The organism is Azospirillum sp. 11R-A, assembly GCF_049472615.1.
Taxonomy (GTDB): Bacteria; Pseudomonadota; Alphaproteobacteria; order Azospirillales; family Azospirillaceae; genus Azospirillum; species Azospirillum palustre.
This window is the reverse complement of sequence record NZ_JBCEBL010000023.1, coordinates 35,072-49,341: the sequence shown is the minus strand read 5'-3', so window position 1 is coordinate 49,341 and position 14,270 is coordinate 35,072. Positions and strand designations below refer to the sequence as shown.

The 14,270-nt window shown below is 68.6% G+C and carries 12 protein-coding genes; 3 read left to right on the top strand and 9 right to left on the bottom strand.

Going from position 1 to position 14,270, the window contains the following annotated elements:
• Positions 1 to 2: 2 nt before the first annotated feature.
• The 3 genes from rsmA to VH569_RS25510 all read left to right on the top strand — a co-directional run bounded on the left by rsmA (position 3) and on the right by VH569_RS25510 (position 2,690).
• The gene (gene rsmA / locus VH569_RS25520) at positions 3 to 899 is read left to right on the top strand and encodes a 16S rRNA (adenine(1518)-N(6)/adenine(1519)-N(6))-dimethyltransferase RsmA (protein WP_423318980.1); all 897 of its coding nucleotides are present in this window, start codon (positions 3 to 5) and stop codon (positions 897 to 899) included.
• Positions 896 to 1,315, top strand: a complete 420-nt coding sequence (arfB, locus tag VH569_RS25515; protein WP_423318978.1) for an alternative ribosome rescue aminoacyl-tRNA hydrolase ArfB — start codon at positions 896 to 898, stop codon at positions 1,313 to 1,315. The genes rsmA and arfB overlap by 4 nt, the downstream gene beginning before the upstream one ends.
• Before the next feature lie 133 nt (positions 1,316 to 1,448).
• Positions 1,449 to 2,690 carry an MFS transporter gene (locus VH569_RS25510; RefSeq protein WP_423318977.1) on the top strand — a complete coding sequence of 414 codons (1,242 nt, stop codon included), beginning with the start codon at positions 1,449 to 1,451 and terminating at the stop codon, positions 2,688 to 2,690.
• 22 nt (positions 2,691 to 2,712) lie between these two features.
• Here the strand turns inward: VH569_RS25510 and VH569_RS25505 are convergent, their stop codons facing one another.
• From VH569_RS25505 to VH569_RS25465, 9 genes are all read right to left on the bottom strand, one after another.
• A complete protein-coding gene (locus VH569_RS25505; RefSeq protein WP_423318975.1) occupies positions 2,713 to 4,008 on the bottom strand; it encodes an O-acetylhomoserine aminocarboxypropyltransferase in 1,296 nt (431 codons plus the stop codon).
• A gap of 21 nt (positions 4,009 to 4,029) precedes the next feature.
• Positions 4,030 to 4,566 carry a CoA-binding protein gene (locus tag VH569_RS25500; RefSeq protein WP_423318973.1) on the bottom strand — a complete coding sequence of 179 codons (537 nt, stop codon included), beginning with the start codon at positions 4,564 to 4,566 and terminating at the stop codon, positions 4,030 to 4,032.
• On the bottom strand, positions 4,563 to 5,369 hold the full coding sequence (locus VH569_RS25495; RefSeq protein WP_423318971.1) for an enoyl-CoA hydratase: 807 nt from the start codon (positions 5,367 to 5,369) through the stop codon (positions 4,563 to 4,565). The genes VH569_RS25500 and VH569_RS25495 overlap by 4 nt, the downstream gene beginning before the upstream one ends.
• Positions 5,370 to 5,591: 222 nt before the next feature.
• Entirely contained in the window at positions 5,592 to 9,098 is a 3,507-nt protein-coding gene (locus tag VH569_RS25490; protein WP_423318969.1) for a DEAD/DEAH box helicase, read from the bottom strand.
• Positions 9,099 to 9,302: 204 nt separating this feature from the next.
• A complete protein-coding gene (locus tag VH569_RS25485; protein ID WP_423318967.1) occupies positions 9,303 to 9,968 on the bottom strand; it encodes a phosphatase PAP2 family protein in 666 nt (221 codons plus the stop codon).
• Between the two features lie 105 nt (positions 9,969 to 10,073).
• Complete coding sequence (locus VH569_RS25480; RefSeq protein ID WP_109049828.1) at positions 10,074 to 11,468, bottom strand: PleD family two-component system response regulator; 1,395 nt, start codon at positions 11,466 to 11,468, stop codon at positions 10,074 to 10,076.
• Positions 11,469 to 11,509: 41 nt separating this feature from the next.
• Positions 11,510 to 11,917 (bottom strand): response regulator, encoded by a 408-nt coding sequence (locus VH569_RS25475; protein WP_098739544.1) that lies wholly within the window; start codon positions 11,915 to 11,917, stop codon positions 11,510 to 11,512.
• A gap of 302 nt (positions 11,918 to 12,219) precedes the next feature.
• Positions 12,220 to 12,936: a GGDEF domain-containing protein gene (locus VH569_RS25470; protein ID WP_109049826.1), complete on the bottom strand. Its 717-nt coding sequence runs from the start codon at positions 12,934 to 12,936 to the stop codon at positions 12,220 to 12,222.
• Between the two features lie 254 nt (positions 12,937 to 13,190).
• Positions 13,191 to 14,219: a 2-hydroxyacid dehydrogenase gene (locus VH569_RS25465; RefSeq protein ID WP_423318964.1), complete on the bottom strand. Its 1,029-nt coding sequence runs from the start codon at positions 14,217 to 14,219 to the stop codon at positions 13,191 to 13,193.
• Positions 14,220 to 14,270: the final 51 nt, after the last annotated feature.

The following is a 14,270-nucleotide window of genomic DNA, read 5'->3' as shown; positions in this document are numbered from 1 at the left end:
GGATGACCGACCCGATCTCCGCCCCCGCCGCTCCCGCCCCCACTCCGGCAGCTTTCGACCCGCACGCCCTGCCGCCGCTGCGCGACGTGATCGCGCGCTTCGGGCTGGAGGCGCGCAAGTCGCTGGGGCAGAATTTCCTGCTCGACCTGAACCTGACGGGACGGATCGCGCGCTCGGCCAACCTGCCGGCCGGCACCACAGCCATCGAGGTCGGCCCCGGTCCCGGCGGCCTGACCCGCGCGCTGCTGGCGACCAACGCGGTGAAGGTCATCGCCATCGAACGCGACCGCCGCTTCATCGAAGCTTTGGCCGACGTCATCGAGGCCTCGCAGGGCCGCCTGTCCATCGTCGAGGCCGACGCCCTGAACGTCGACCCGGAGGAACTGGCGCCGGCGCCGCGCGCCATCGTCGCCAACCTGCCCTACAATGTCGCCACACCGCTGCTGCTCGGCTGGCTGGCGCGGATCGAGGCCTATGTCAGCCTGACGCTGATGTTCCAGAAGGAGGTCGCCGACCGGCTGGTGGCGAAGCCGGGCAGCAAGGCCTATGGCCGGCTGTCGGTCATCACCCAGTGGCGATCCGACGCCCGCGTGCTGTTCAACCTGCCGCCACGCGCCTTCACCCCACCGCCGAAGGTCGAATCCACGGTCGTCCACCTGACGCCGCGAGCCAATCCGGAACCGGCCGACTGGCGCGCCCTGGAACAGGTCACCGCCGCCGCCTTCGGCCAGCGCCGCAAGATGCTGCGCCAGAGCCTGAAGTCGCTGGGCAGTGCCGAGGCGCTGCTGGAGGAGACCGGCATCGTCCCCACCGCGCGGGCGGAGGAGATCGACGTCGCCGGCTTCGCCGCGCTGGCCCGCGCCTTCCGCGCCCGCAACCCACTTGAGAGTCCGGCATGATCCGGGTCAATCCCCGCATCAGCCTGGACGAAAGCGAGTTGCAGGAGGAGTTCGTCCGCGCCTCCGGTCCCGGCGGACAGCACGTCAACAAGACCGAGACGGCAGTCCAGCTGCGCTTCGACGTGCGCAACTCCCCCAACCTGCCCGACCCGGTCCGCTACCGGCTGGAGCGGCTGGCCGGGTCGCGGCTGACCCAGGACGGTGTCCTGATCCTGGTGGCCGACCGCCACCGCTCGCAGATGCGCAACCGCGAGGACGCCCGCGAGCGCCTGATCGACCTGATCCGCGAAGCCGCCGCCCCTCCCCCGCCGCCCCGCCGCCCGACCAAGCCGACCAAAGGCTCCAAGGAACGGCGATTGGAGGGCAAGGCCAAGCGGTCGGAGGTGAAGAAGATGCGCGGGAACGTTAACGACTGATCCGGGCTTTCACCCGGCATGCCCGCCATGAGGCAGGCGCATTGGACGGCTCAACCGTCCCGTGCCAGCCTTGCTCTTCGCTTGCCTGTGAAACATTCCCCCGCGAGGACAAATCCGGGGCCGGAGACGTTCGATGAGCCACCCATCCGCCAGCGCCGCCCTGCCGTCGCCAACTTCGGCCCGGCTGTCCGTCGGCTTCGCGTGGGTCGGGCATTCGCTGATGCACATCGTGTCGGCGCTGTTCCTGACCATCGTGCTGGCGCTGGAGACCGAATGGAAGCTCTCCTATGACGAGCTGATCCGGCTGTGGACGCTGGGCGCCTTCATGATCGGGCTGGGGGCGCCGCTGGCCGGCTGGCTGGGCGACCGCTGGAGTTCGGCCGGCATGATCGCCGTCTTCTACCTGATGACCGGCGGCGGAGCGGTTCTGGCTGGATTCTCGGATGGGCCGGAGATGCTGATGTGGTCGCTGGCCCTGCTCGGGCTGGGGGCGTCGATCTACCACCCCGTCGGCATGGCCTGGATGATGGCGAATGCCGAGAACCGCGGCAAGGCGATGGGCTGGCTCGGGCTGTTCGGCACCTTCGGCGTCGCCACCGCCGCGGTGGTCGCCGGCAGCCTGACGCAATGGCTGAATTGGCGCATGGCCTTCATTATCCCCGGTGCGATCTGCCTCGTGCTGGGCGTCTTGCTGGCGCTTCTGATGATGACCGGCGTGGTTCAGGACCGCCATGCCGACGTGAAGCCGCAGCCCAAGCCGTCGCGCGGCGACGTGGTGCGCGCCTTCTTCGTGCTGTCGCTGACCATGGTCTGCGCCGGGCTGATCTTCAACGCCATGCAGGTGGTGCTGCCCAAGATGTTCGAGGCGCGGCTGGGCGGTTGGCTCGGCAGCGGCACGCTGGGGGTCGGCGGGCTGGTGACCGCGGTCTACCTCATCTCCGCACTGCCGCAGATGATCGGCGGCGTGTTGGCCGACCGGCATTCGCTGAAGCGGGTCTATGTACTTTGCCTGCTGGCCCAGATTCCGCTTATGGCCGCGGTCGCCGTGTTGGCCGAACTGCCGCTGGTCGCCGCTGCCGCCTTCGTGGTCATCGCCTCGCAGACGCAGATCCCGGCGGAGAACATGCTGCTGGCCCGCTACACCCCGGACAAGCATCGCGGGCTTGCCTATGGCGCCAAATACATCCTGTCCTTCGGCGCCGGTCCGCTGGCGGTGCAACTGGTGGCCTGGGTCTATGAGCGCACCGGCGACTTCACCATGCTCTATCTGACCCTGTCGGCGCTGGCCGCCCTGGCCTTCGCCGCCGCCCTGCTGCTGCCGGACGACCGCCGCAAGGCCGAACCGGTGGCGGAGCCCTTGCCGGCGGCGGAGTAACCCGCCGCCGGTTTCCCGGACCTTACCCCAGCGTCTTGTTCAGCGCCTGATCGAGGTCGGCGATGATGTCCTCCGGCGTCTCCAGCCCGATGGACAGGCGGATCACGTCGGGACCGGCGCCGGCCGAGGCCTGGGCTTCCGCCGACAGCTGGCGGTGGGTGGTCGAGGACGGGTGGATGATCAGCGAGCGGGCATCGCCGATGTTGGCGAGGTGGCTGAACAGCTCCACGCTCTCCACCATTTTCACGCCGGCCTCGAAGCCGCCCTTGACGCCGAAGGTCAGCACCGCACCGGCGCCGCGCGGCAGGTACTTCTTCGCAAGCTCCTTGTACTTCGACGACTCCAGACCGGCATAACTGACCCAGCTGACCGCCGGATGGCTTTCCAGGAACGTCGCCACCTTCAGCGCGCTGTCGGCGTGGCGCTGCATGCGCAGCGGCAGAGTCTCGATGCCGTTCAGCGTCAGGAAGGCGTTCATCGGCGCCTGGCTCGGCCCCAGGTCGCGCAGGCCAACGGCATGGCCATGGATGGTGAAGGCCAGATGGCCGAAGGTCTCGTGGAAACGCAGGCCGTGATAGCCGGGGTCGGGCTCGCTCAGCGCCGGGAACTTGCCGGACTTGCTCCAGTCGAACTTGCCGCTGTCCACCACCACGCCACCGACCGAGGTGCCGTTGCCGGACAGGAACTTGGTGGTCGAATGCACCACCAGCGTGGCACCCCACTGGATCGGGTTGATCAGGTAGGGCGTCGCCAGCGTGTTGTCGACGATCAGCGGGATGCCGGCCTCGTCGGCAATCTTCGCGATGGCCTCGATGTCGGTCACGACGCCGCCGGGGTTGGCGAGGCTCTCGACGAAGATCGCCTTGGTCTTCTCGGTAAGCGCCGCCTTGACGTTGTCGACAGTGTCGGTGTCGACAAAGCTGGGCTGCCAGCCGAAGGCGCGCGGGAAGCTGATGCCGAGCTGGTTCAGCGAGCCGCCATAGAGCTTCTTCGACGCGACGATGTGATCGCCCGGCGCCATCAGCGGGAACAGGGCCAGCAGCTGGGCGGCATGGCCCGACGAGGTCGCGGTGGCTCCGGCGCCGCCTTCCAGATTGGCGAGACGCTCTTCCAGCACCGCCACCGTCGGGTTGGTCAGGCGGGAATAGATGAAGCCGACCTTCTGCAGGTTGAACAGCGAGGCGGCATCGTCGACATTCTCGAAGACGAAACTGGTGGTCTGGTAGATCGGCGTCTGGCGGGCGCCGGTCGCCGGGTCGGGAGCGGCGCCGGCATGGATGGCGCGGGTCTCGAAGCCGAAGCTCTTCTGCTCAGTCATCTGTGTGATTCCCCCAGTTTTTCAGATCAGTTTTTTGAAGGATTTCGTCGGCGCCCTGCGGCGCGTCACCAGCACGTTGGAATTGACCCCGATCCGGCCGATCTCGCCGTAGAGGCGCTGGATTTCCATCTTCGGACAGCGGTCCATCACCACGGTCAGGCCGGCAGCCTGGGCCCGTGCCGCGGCTTCGTCGTTGCGCACGCCGAGCTGCATCCACACCACCCTGGCGCCCGCCGCGATGGCCTCGTCCGTCACCCCGCCGGCGGCGGCGGAGTTGCGGAAGATGTCCACCATGTCCGGCGGCTCCGGCAAATCCTTCAGGCTGGCGTAGACCGGCAGACCGAGGATGGTCTGTCCCGCCATCTTCGGGTTGACCGGGATGACGGTGTAGCCCTTGTCGCGCAGGTACTTCATCACGAAGAAGCTGGCCTTCACCGGATCGGCGCTGGCGCCGACCACGGCGATGCTCTTCGCGCTTTCCAGGACGCCGCGCAGGAAGGCGTCGGTGTAGTCGGCCGGCTCGGTGATTGTCTGGTCGCTCGTGCTGGAGCCGCTCATTGCCCGCACCAGACCGGCGTGCGCTTGCCGAGGAAGGCGTCGATGCCTTCGGCGGCGTCCTGCGCCATCATGTTCTCGGTCATCACCTTGGCGGCGTAGGCATAGGCGCCCTCCACGTCCAGATCGATCTGGCGATAGAAAGCCTCCTTGCCGGTGGCGAGCGTCAGCGGCGACTTCGACGCGATCTTGGCGGCGACGCCGGCCACCACCTCGTCCAGCTGGTCGGCCGGCACCGCACGGTTGACGAGGCCGATGCGCTCCGCCTCCTCCGCGTCGATCAGGTCGCCCAGCAGCAGCATCTCCATCGCCGCCTTGCGCCCGACCGCGCGGGTCAGCGCCACCATCGGCGTCGAGCAGAACAGCCCGATGTTCACGCCCGGAGTCGCGAAGCGCGCGTCCTCCTCGCAATAGGCCAGATCGCAGGTCGCCACCAGCTGGCAGCCGGCGGCGGTCGCCACGCCGCGCACCTTGGCGATCACCGGCTGGCGGATGCGGTTGATCGTCAGCATCAAGCGCGAGCATTGGGTGAACAGCGCCTCGTACAGCTCACGCGACGGGGCGGCGCGCATCTCCTTCAGGTCGTGCCCGGCACAGAAGGCCCCGCCGGCCCCGGCCAGCACCACGGCCCGCACGGAGCGATCCTCGTCGATGGCATCCAGCGCGTCCTGCAACGCCGCCATCAGCCCGACCGACAGCGCATTGCGCGCCTTCGGCCGGTTCAGCGTCAGCGTGACGATCCCATCGCGGTCCTCGCGCAGGACCAGCGGCTGATTGGGATCGTGGGTGGCGACTGCGGCGCTCATGGTTGTTGTCCTCCCGTGCGTCTTCGGTTTTTGCACCGCGGGCAGCTTACCGCGCCAGGCCTGCGGGCAACACGGGGAACCTGCAAGGCAGGGAGGATGAGACGACATGCAGCAGAGGATTTCAACGATTACCTTTGTGGGACAGCCGTAAAAATCTTCTAATTTAATAGGAAATTAGCGCGAACAACTATCGTCGCCTCGTACATCGAACAGACGCGCGCCCTACTCCTCGTCGCCGTCGCCGAGCAGATAGTCGATGTCGCCGCCGTCCAGCGCGCTGACCAGCCCCTTGCCTTCGATGGTGGCGTCGGACAGGCTGCCCTTGCGGCGCTGGAGGTCGAGGATGCGCTCCTCCACCGTGTTGGCGGCGATCAGCTTATAGACGAAGACCGGCTTGTCCTGGCCGATGCGGTAGGCGCGGTCGGTCGCCTGATCCTCGGCGGCCGGGTTCCACCAGGGATCGTAGTGGATCACCGTGTCGGCGGCGGTCAGGTTCAGGCCGCGGCCACCGGCCTTGAGGCTGATCAGGAAGACCGGGACCTCGCGGTTCTGGAAGCGGTTCACCGGTTCGGCACGGTCCAGCGTGCGGCCGGTCAGTTCGACATAGGGGATGCTCGCCTTCTCCAGCTCCAGCTTGATCAGGTCGAGCATGCTGGTGAACTGCGAGAAGATCAGGATGCGCCGGCCTTCCGGCACCATCTCCTTCACCATCTCGGTCAGGGCGTGCAGCTTGGCGCTCGGCCGCGCCTTGCCGCCCAGGGCCGCGATGGATTTCAGCAGGCGCGGATCGCAGCAGACCTGCCGCAGCTTCAGCAGCGCGTCGATCACCGCGATGGCGTTCTGGCCCAGCCCCTTGCCGCTGGCGGCCAGCGCCGCGCGCACCGTCTCGTTCACCGACAGGCGGATGGTCTCGTAGAGGTCGCGCTGGTCGCGTTCCAGGTCGATGCGCACCACCACCTCGGTCTTCGGCGGCAGCTCCTTCGCCACCGCCTCCTTGGTGCGGCGGAGCAGGAAGGGGCGGATGCGGCGCATCAGCAGGTTGGCGCGGGTGTTGTCGCCGCGCTTCTCGATGGGCACGCGGTAGCGCTTGCCGAACTCCTTGCGGTCGCCCAGCAGGCCCGGCATCAGGAAGGCGAACTGGCTCCACAGCTCGCCCAGATTGTTCTCCACCGGCGTGCCGGACAGGCAGAGCCGATGCCGCGCCGGCAGCGCCGCCACGGCGCGGGTCGCCTTGCCGTCGGGATTCTTGATCGCCTGCGCCTCGTCCAGCACGATCATGTGCCAGGTCAGGCGCTTCAGCAGATCGACGTCGCGCGCCACCACGCCATAGGTGGTCACCACGATGTGGGCGCGGTCGATCTCCGACAGCTTGCCGTGACGGTCGATGCCATGCAGCACGACGACGCGCAGATGCGGGGTAAAGCGTTCCGATTCCGCCACCCAGTTCGGCACGAGGCTGGTCGGCACCACCACCAGGCAGGGCTCGGTCAGCCGGCCCTCATGCTCTTCCATGGCGATGTGGGCCAGCGTCTGGGCGGTCTTGCCGAGGCCCATGTCGTCGGCCAGGATTCCGGCAACGTTGTTGGCGCGCAGGCTCTGCATCCAGGCGAGGCCGCCGCGCTGGTAGTCGCGCAGCTCACCCTTGAAGCCCGGCGGCGGGGTCATGTCGCCCGGCATCTCGTCGGCGCGCAGGCGCTGGAGATAGCCGTCGATCTGCGCCGTCTCGTCGCCGCGCCGGGCAATCAGGTCGTCGATGTCCAGCAGCGAATCGGCCTCGGCCAGGGGCACCTTCAGCCGGTCGCCGCTGCTGCGCCCGCTGTCCAGCATCGCTTCCAGAACGCTGAGCAGCCGCTCGATGCGCTCGGCCGGCAGGGCCAGGACGTTGCCGTCGTCGAGAACGATGTGGGCGCGGCCATCGATGATGCGGGTGCTCGACAGGCCGCCCTTCTCCACCAGCCGGGCGAGGATCGGCAGCAGCGGCTGACGCTCGCCGTCGATCTCGACACCGACATCCAGGTCGAACCAGCCGTCGCCGGCATCGCGAACCGCCACCTCGACCTCGGCGCCCGGTTCGATCACCTTGGTGCCGAAATCGGCGCCGACCTCCATGATCCAGCCGGCCTTGGTCAGGGCGGGGACCTCGTTGGTCAGGAAATACTGCCAGCGCTCCTCGACGTCCCGCCCGGTCAGCCAGTGGACACGCGAGCCGCGGGCGTTCAAGGCACCCTTGGGCGGCTCGATCCGCGCCTGGGCGAAGCCGAGGCCGGACAGCCGGTCCAGCGCCGCCTGCTCGTCGGCCTTGTCGCGGCGGACGAAGATGACCTCGTTGAATTCGTCCTCGTAACGAGCGAACTGGCGCTGGTCGTCGGGCTCGATCTCCACCGCATTGTCGGGTTCGCCATAGTCGAAGGACAGGCGCAGCACGTCGACCAACCCATCGGCCGGCGTCACCACGCGGCCAAGGCGGGCGATGATGCGGGGGGAGCGCTCGACGATGGCCGCGGCCTCCGCCGCCCCGCTGCGCACGCCGGGAATGCCGCTGTCGCGGAAGCTGGGCGTGGAAATTGACGGAGGTGGAGGAGCGATGCGCGGCATCAACGCGACACCGCTGCGCGACGGACCGAACAGGCGCGACGGGTTCGCCTTCGACGGCACCGGCGGCGGCGGGGCGGGCGGCACCGGTTTGGCCTTCGGCACCTCCACCACCTGGAGATCGACCGGGAAGACGGTGCCGGTGGCGCTGTCGACGCACCAGTAGGACTGGCCCTTCACCAGCACGCTGCGCTCGGGCAGGCCGGTCGGGCGCAGCTTACGCGTGGCCGGGTCGCGGAAGGTGCGGACGGTGCGGCCCGGCGCCTCGGCCAGCGGGGTGCCGTCGCGCCAGCGCAGGCGGCCGGTGGAGAGCAGACGGCGCAGCAGGCGGTCCACCGCCTCGCCCCGGCTCTTGGCGACGGGGGTACGCTCGGTGCCGCCGCCGCCGAGCAGACGGGCGATGGCGCGGTCGGCATCGCCGTCCAGCGAGCGCGGCGCCTTGGCCAGCACGTCGCGCGGCGTGGCGGGGCTGCTGTCGGCAGAACCCTCGGCCACGAACTCCGCCAGGATATAGCAGGCGACATCGCCCTGCCCCGGCTCCAGAATCCAGCGCAGGCTGCGCTCCGGCTCCGGCTTGGGGGCGGGGGGTGGTGGCGGCGGGGGTGGCGCCACGCTGCGGACCGGCGGTGCAACCGGCGGGCGGACCAGGGTGAGCGGGGGTTTGGGAGCAGCCGGCGGCACAGGAGGAGGCGCCGATGGCTGCACGGCGGCGGTAGCGACCGGCGGGGATGCGACCGGAACCGGCGGAGGAGGAGGCGGGGCGAGCGGCGCCTTCACGTCGGCCACGTCGAACAGGGAGGCGCGGCGCCATTCCGGACGGCTTTCCAGCGCCAGCATCGCCGCCGCCGCCATGTGGGCGCAGGCGTTGCGGCCACAGGAACAGGTGCGGTCGAGCACTACGCTGCGCTTGCCCTGCACCGGGGTCACCGTCACCGACAGCCGGCGGCCGAGGTCGCTGACCTCCGCCTCGATCCGGTCGCTGCCGGGCGCACCCAGCGTCACCGCACCCGTCATCATCAGCGTGCGACCGCGCTGCAGCGTCTTGGCATCGAAGACGCGCGTCAGGTCATCCTGACCGAAGGGGACGGCGGCGCCACCCGACGAAGGGCCACGCGGCAAGGCATCGAAGAGCGACATGCGGTGCGGGGGTGACCAGGGCAGTTTGGATGGAGCGGGTGCGGAAATGGAACGGAACGGAAACGGGGCGTCGGTATAGGATCTTACGCGGCGCCGCGCAAGCCTTTGGCTTAAGCATTGACGTGAACGGCGCCGTGTTGCCGGGACCGTGCGCGGCCGTCCGTCATAACACAGGATGCCGCCGGCTTCACCCCGGTTGGTGACTTATCCGCGGCTGCCGGGGAAGACGCGGCCGGCCAGCTCGCACAGGCCGGCCCCGCTGCCGATCTGATGGGCGGCCCAGCGGATGGTCCCCTCCACGAAGGACGGGTCGCCGGCATGGACCAGCAGGGCGAGCCCGAGCACCATCGCACCCGCCAGCCAGGGAGAGGGGCGCAGCCGCGGGGCACCGTCCTTGCGGCTGCTCCACAGGAACAGCAGGGCCGACAGCCCGCCGATGGTCAGCCCGGCCACCACCTCCGCCCCGGAATGGGCCGAGACGGCGACGCGCGAGGCCCCGATGGCCAGCACCAGCGCCACCGCCGCCAGCGGCAGGCCGATGCGCAGCCAGCGCGAGTCAGCATTGCGCGCGGCCAGCGCCGACACCGACCCGTAGAAGACGGCGGAAAAGGCGGCGTGGCCGCTGGGGCTGATGAAGCGGTCGCCGGCGAACAGCGAGGGGAACAGCGGAAAGTCCGGCAGGCCGCAGCCATGCCCGATCAGCTTCAGCACGACCATCGCGCCAAGGCAGAGCGCCAGGGCCAGCAGCCAGCGCAGCGCCAACGGCGCCGAGTGGTGCCGCCACAGCGCGGTCGCATAGAGGGCGGACAGTGGAACGAGAAGGCTGCTGCTGCCCAGATGGGTGATGGCGCCGCTGGCGGTGGCGAGCATCTGATCCCCGATGATGCCGGTGGAAAGGAACGGCTTTGCCACATGGTGCGGCGCAGCAGGGACAGCAAGGGGACGAAAAAGGGGTGCGGACGCCCGGTCCGCCCCTCAACCCTCCAACTGGTCGGCGCGGGCGTCGGCGATCACGCAGTTGCGGCCCGAACGCTTGGCCTCATACAGCGCCTCGTCGGCCCGGCGGACCAGACCCTCGGCGGTATCGCCCAGCCGGCCGCCGATGGAGATGCCGATCGACACCGTCACGTTGATCTCGCCGCGGTCGGCCGAGACGGCGAAGGGGAAATCGGCGATGCGCGAGCGCAGGCGCTCGGCGACGATCAGCGCCGCTTCGCCGTCGGTGTCCGGCAGGATGACGATGAATTCCTCGCCGCCCAACCGGGCGACGAGGTCGAAGGTGCGCAGGTTGCGGCTGGCGCGGGCGGAAACCTCGCGCAGCACCTCGTCACCGATGGCGTGGCCATAGGTGTCGTTGACCACCTTGAAGTGGTCGATGTCGAACATCAGCACCGACACCGGCTTGTGACTGTCGATGGCGCGCTCCAGCAGCCGGGGCAGATGGGCGTTGACGTAGCGGCGGTTGAAGACGCCGGTCAAGCTATCGGTCAGCGCCATCGACAGGCTCTGCTCGTAATTGGAGCGCAGCCGTTCCTGATAGCGCTTGCGCCGGATCTGGGTGCGGGCGCGGGCCAGCAACTCATTCCGGTCGACCGGCTTGATGACGTAATCGTTGGCGCCGAGTTCCAGCCCCTTCGCCACCTGGCCAAGGTCGCCGTCGTCGACCATCAGCAGGATCGGCACCTGCCGGGTGCGCTCATGCGAGCGCAGCTGCGAGCAGAGCCGCAGCCCGTCCTCGTTCAGCAGGGTCAGGCTGACGACCACCAGATCGAGCGGGTTGCCCAGCGCACGCTCCAACGCCTTGGCGCAGGTGTCGGCGGAGGTCACCGTGTTGTGGTCGCGCTCCAGCGTGTCCGTGATCTTTTCGAGGTCGAGCGCGGAATCCTCCAGCACCAGCACGCTTGCGCGCTCGAAGGATTCGCTCAGCATGGTGCCGCTGCGCTCGATGACGCCGAACTGGCCCGACGTGGTTTCGCGCAGGCGCCACTCGTCCATCATCATCTTCAGCCGCACCAGCGAGCGGACGCGCGCGAACAGCGCGATGTCGTTCACTGGCTTGGTCAGGAAATCGTCGGCTCCCGCCTCCAGCCCGCGGACGCGGTCGGCGATGTCGGACAGCGCCGTGACCATCACCACCGGAATGTGCATGGTGGCGGGGTCGGAGCGGATCTTCTCGCAGACCTCGAACCCGTCCATGCCCGGCATCATGACGTCCAGCAGGACGATGTCGGGCGATTCCTTCCGCACCATCTCCAGCGCGTCGGGTCCGTTGAAGGCGGTCAGCACATTGAAGTATTCGCGCGTCAGCTTTGCCGCGAGCAGCTTCACATTGGGCAGAACGTCATCGACAACAAGGACACGCGCGGACATCGGAAGGGAAATCCTGCAGAATTGGTACAGATGAAAGCGACTTATCCGAGAAACTTCTTGACTGTCTCAAGGAATTTCACGACCGAAATGGGCTTCGCCACATAATCCTCGCAGCCGCCCTGACGGATTTTCTCTTCGTCGCCCTTCATGGCGAAGGCGGTGACTGCGACGACCGGGATGCTCTTCAACTCCGGATCGTCCTTGATCCAGCGGGTGACCTCCAGCCCCGACACTTCGGGCAGCTGAATGTCCATCAGGATCAGGTCGGGACGATGCAGGCGCGCCAGACGCATCGCCTCCATGCCTTCGCGGGTCTGCAGCGTGCCATAGCCGTGCGCCTCGAGCAGGTCATGAAAGAGCTTCATGTTCAGCTCGTTGTCCTCGACGATGAGGACGGTCTTGGTCGGCTTACCACCGGTCTCCAATGGTCCGCACGGCTCCGCTGGCATGCATCCTCCCTGGGTGTGACCCCCGCCGTTCACGCTGTCCCGTTCACGCGGTCCGATGCCGCACCTTGCGCACCGCGGACGCGCTTCCCCCGGCCGGCGGGCCGAAGGCGCGGTTGCGGGACCGCAGATCCGGTATACCCCCTTTCTGATTAGGTCGCGACGGTTAAATAGTCGTTACCGAACCGCTGGCAAGCATCCCTTATCGGGCTGCGATCGCCCTGTCGGAAAACGGAAAACCGCCCGCGGCGGACGCGGGCGGTCTCGATTGTCCGTAACGGCAACTGCGGGCAGGACTTGCCTTCTCAGGCCGCCCGCTTCGCCTTGCGCTTGGCGTCGCGGCGGCGGGCGCCCTTGGCGCCATACATCATGGCGTCGGCGCGGCGCATCACCTCGTCCTCGCTGTCCTCGGCGCCATAGGGCTGGGTGCCGACGGAGAAGCGGACCGGCAGGGTCTGGCCACCCCACTCCACATGGGTGGCATCGGCGATGGCGGCCAGCTGGCGGGCACGGGCGAGGCCGTTGGCGGTATCGGTGTTGGTCAGCAGCACGGCGAACTCGTCGCCGCCCAACCGGGCGACGACATCCTCCTGCCGGACATTGCCGACGATCATCCGGGCCACCTGCCGCAGATAGGCGTCGCCGGCGACATGGCCGTGGGTGTCGTTGATGGCCTTGAAGCCATCCAGGTCGATCATGACCAGCAGCCCGCCGGCGGTGCCGTTGCGCCGGGCCGAGGCCAGTTCGCGCCGGAAGTGGCTGTAGAAGCCGCGCCGGTTCAGGAGGCCGGTCAGCTCGTCCGTCATCGTCAGGCTTTCCAGGTAGGCGACACGCTCCTGCAACTCGGCGATCGTATCTTTTGCTTCGGCGAGCAACGCGATCGTCTCGTCCAGAGTCTGGCGCTCGGTCCCCCGCAGAAGCCCGACGCGCGAGGCCAGCGCGACCGGTGACCAGCCTGCCGGCACGTCGAAACGGTCGGCGGCGTGATGCTTCAGGTCCAGGGCGGCGACGATGGCGTTCATGGGGTCGGCTCCTCTGATGAAGGTCGAAACACTTCGCCTTCCTCTAAGCAACCCCCGTGCCAACCCGTCGCACCCCGGAGATACCAAGCATTTTATGCATTTCCGGCGGATTGCGCCGGTGGATCACTCGGCTGGGGTGGAGCCTCTTTCCCACCAGACCGGCATCTTCTGCCCACTCCAATCGTTCGGGGCAGGAAATCCCTGCCGGGGATGCCGGGCAGCGGAGGGCGACCGGCAAAAGGCTCCACTACCCTTCACACCACCCGGTCCGGCGCCGGCCGGCCGGCCGTCACCGCGTCGACATTGTCCAGCGCCTTGAACCCCATGGCGTTCCGCGTCTCCACCGTGGCGCTGCCCAGATGCGGCAGCAGGAAGGTGTTGGGCAGGTTGCGGTAGCCGGGATGCAGGTTCGGCTCGTTCTCGAACACGTCGAGCCCGGCCGCCGCGAGGCGCCCCCGCTTCAGCGCGTCGATCACCGCGCCGTCGTCCACCACGCTGCCGCGCGCGGTGTTGATCAGGATGGCACCGGGCGGAAGCCGTTCGATCCGGTCGGCGTTCAGCCAATGTCGGGTTTCCGCCGTGGCCGGGAAATGAAGCGACAGGACATCGCACACCGGCAACATCGCCTCGGGGTCGGCATGGTAGGTGGCACCCAGCTCCAGCTCCGGGGCCAAGCGGCGGCGGTTGCTGTAATGGATCGTCATGCCGAAGGCGCGGGCGCGGGCCGCCACCGCCTGCCCGATGCGGCCCATGCCGACGATGCCCAGCCGCTTGGCCCCGACATGGGTGCCCATCAGTTGGGTCGGGGTCCAGCCGGTCCAGGCGTTGGCCCGGATCATCCGCTCGCCCTCCGAGGCGCGCCGCGCCGCGCCCAGCAGCAGAAGCAGGGCGATGTCGGCAGTGGCGTCGGTCAGCACGTCAGGCGTGTTGGTGACGGTCAGGCCGCGGGCGCGCGCCGCCTCCAGGTCGATGTGGTCGGTGCCGACCGAGAAGGTCGCCAGCACCCGAACGCTCCGCGGCAGGGCAGCGATGGCGGCGGCGTCCAGCCGGTCGCCGGCACAGCAGAGCACGGCATCGGCCCCGACCTCCGCGGCGCGGGCGGCGATCTCCTGTCCGCTGAAGGCGCGGTCCTCCGGGTTGAGCACCGCCCGGTAGTCGCACGACGCCCGCGCCTCCACCGCGTCGGGAAGGCGGCGGGTCAGCAGCAGCACGGGCCGGGCGGAGGAGTCGGAGGCGGGACTGTCCGACTGCGTCACGGGCTGAACCTCGGCAGGGCTTGTCATTCCGGCGGTTCCCTTCCATTGATAGGACATTCGGGTGGCGGGCCTTTCGGA

Bases quoted from the DNA above. Each gene is read 5' to 3' on its own strand.
- rsmA (WP_423318980.1), top strand. From the start codon at position 3: ATGACCGACCCGATCTCCGCCCCCGCCGCTCCCGCCCCCACTCCGGCA.
- arfB (WP_423318978.1), top strand. From the start codon at position 896: ATGATCCGGGTCAATCCCCGCATCAGCCTGGACGAAAGCGAGTTGCAG.
- VH569_RS25510 (WP_423318977.1), top strand. From the start codon at position 1,449: ATGAGCCACCCATCCGCCAGCGCCGCCCTGCCGTCGCCAACTTCGGCC.
- VH569_RS25505 (WP_423318975.1), bottom strand. From the start codon at position 4,008: ATGACTGAGCAGAAGAGCTTCGGCTTCGAGACCCGCGCCATCCATGCC.
- VH569_RS25500 (WP_423318973.1), bottom strand. From the start codon at position 4,566: ATGAGCGGCTCCAGCACGAGCGACCAGACAATCACCGAGCCGGCCGAC.
- VH569_RS25495 (WP_423318971.1), bottom strand. From the start codon at position 5,369: ATGAGCGCCGCAGTCGCCACCCACGATCCCAATCAGCCGCTGGTCCTG.
- VH569_RS25490 (WP_423318969.1), bottom strand. From the start codon at position 9,098: ATGTCGCTCTTCGATGCCTTGCCGCGTGGCCCTTCGTCGGGTGGCGCC.
- VH569_RS25485 (WP_423318967.1), bottom strand. From the start codon at position 9,968: ATGCTCGCCACCGCCAGCGGCGCCATCACCCATCTGGGCAGCAGCAGC.
- VH569_RS25480 (WP_109049828.1), bottom strand. From the start codon at position 11,468: ATGTCCGCGCGTGTCCTTGTTGTCGATGACGTTCTGCCCAATGTGAAG.
- VH569_RS25475 (WP_098739544.1), bottom strand. From the start codon at position 11,917: ATGCCAGCGGAGCCGTGCGGACCATTGGAGACCGGTGGTAAGCCGACC.
- VH569_RS25470 (WP_109049826.1), bottom strand. From the start codon at position 12,936: ATGAACGCCATCGTCGCCGCCCTGGACCTGAAGCATCACGCCGCCGAC.
- VH569_RS25465 (WP_423318964.1), bottom strand. From the start codon at position 14,219: ATGACAAGCCCTGCCGAGGTTCAGCCCGTGACGCAGTCGGACAGTCCC.